Annotated in this window: 3 protein-coding genes; all 3 read right to left on the reverse strand. The window is 36.4% G+C overall.

Going from position 1 to position 1,422, the window contains the following annotated elements; genetic code table 11:
* Positions 1-38 precede the first annotated feature (38 nt).
* Positions 39-242, reverse strand: a complete 204-nt coding sequence (locus ACT3SX_RS15070; RefSeq protein ID WP_192520966.1) for a hypothetical protein — start codon at positions 240-242, stop codon at positions 39-41.
* An 18-nt stretch (positions 243-260) separates the two neighbouring features.
* A complete protein-coding gene (locus tag ACT3SX_RS15075; protein ID WP_413038469.1) occupies positions 261-536 on the reverse strand; it encodes a YkgJ family cysteine cluster protein in 276 nt (91 codons plus the stop codon).
* Between the two features lie 12 nt (positions 537-548).
* On the reverse strand, positions 549-1,422 hold an 874-nt coding region (locus tag ACT3SX_RS15080), incomplete at its 5' end, for a tetratricopeptide repeat protein (protein ID WP_444761575.1).

Raw genomic sequence — 1,422 nt, forward strand, 5'->3', positions numbered from 1 at the left:
ATTAGTTATGTGTCGCCTTTTGAGTTTGAGAGACGATATTATGATAGTCTTTGTGAGTCAGACAAAGCTGCCTGACTCAAGCAATCCACTCTCCGATATAGTCGGGGCGGTTCAAGCCTTCTTTGCGCTCTTTCAATAGTGGCGCTAGCGTCAGATAATTGAGATACGCCTTTAGCGCCTTTAGTGATTCCAAAGCCTGATGCAGCTAGTGCGCCTGCACCTATGATTAGAGGGATGGGCATAGCAAAGTCCTTTGTTGGTTATATCTGAATTATTGGCAGTCGATACTTAACTTGAATCGATTGGCAAACCTCTATATTCAGCGCTATATATTCATCGTAAGGGATAGTAGAAAAACAAACCTGATGCATTGCTTCAATATTGCATATAAGCGGCCTTGACTCATAAATAGTGCAACTTTTACTATCTATATCGAACCATTTACATGTGCCATCACCTCTATCTAAAGCTGCATATATTTCATTTTTATCCAGATTTTGACAGCACCAACCACATTGATTGCAAGGAAACTTCATGATTAATGTACTCTAAGCTGCGCTATCTTCACGTAGATCATTAAGCTTTTGGTTAATTTCAGTGAGTCTGTCATCAATATTATCCAGCGCATCTGTCACAAGCTCTGAATTAGATACTATTTCTTCATCGATTTTATCAAGTTCGTTTTGATTTAAATATGCATTGATACACTCTACAAGCCTTTTACCATAAAAACGAGCGACATCTCCTATCAGATTTATTTTATAATCCTCTATATACAGAGCTTTATCACTTTCGCTGTAGTAGGCTTCTTCGATATCGTTCAATATCTCCCAGTCTTTAGTATCATTTTTTAAATGAAATTGATAACTATTTTGATGTACATGTAAGAAGAGACCAACACCAAAATTTCTAGTAAAGCTTGTGTCGATGATAAAGTCTGCATACGTAGTGTCAATCATATAGTCATTTTTCTCTCTGATAGCACTTGCTTTATCATAAAATTTGGAACTTTCGTCAAAATCCATACTTTCATAAAACCAAACACCTCCGCCTGGATTTTGCGGCAACATTTTTGACTCATCACGGAAGTAATTGTCAAAGAACGTTTTAAATGAAATACTTCCATCATTTTCAAAGTCTATGCTTTCGATATGACTATCAGCGTCCTCTACCACTTTTTCGTTAGAGTGCTTATCTTCTTCAAGTGGCTTATTACTTTTTTGCAAACGCTGTTCTGCTTCTAAATGACCCTTACATACTGCTTTATTATAGTAATAATTAGCTTTGTCTTTATCTATTTCAACTCCTATGCCTTCGCTATAAAAATTACCAAGCTCGTAATGAGCGTCTGCATTATCTTGTTCAGATGCTTTTTGATACCATTCAAAAGCTTTACTATTATCTTGCAATACACCAAAACTG

Source organism: Psychrobacter sp. AOP31-B2-9 (assembly GCF_052378005.1).
GTDB lineage: Bacteria > Pseudomonadota > Gammaproteobacteria > Pseudomonadales > Moraxellaceae > Psychrobacter.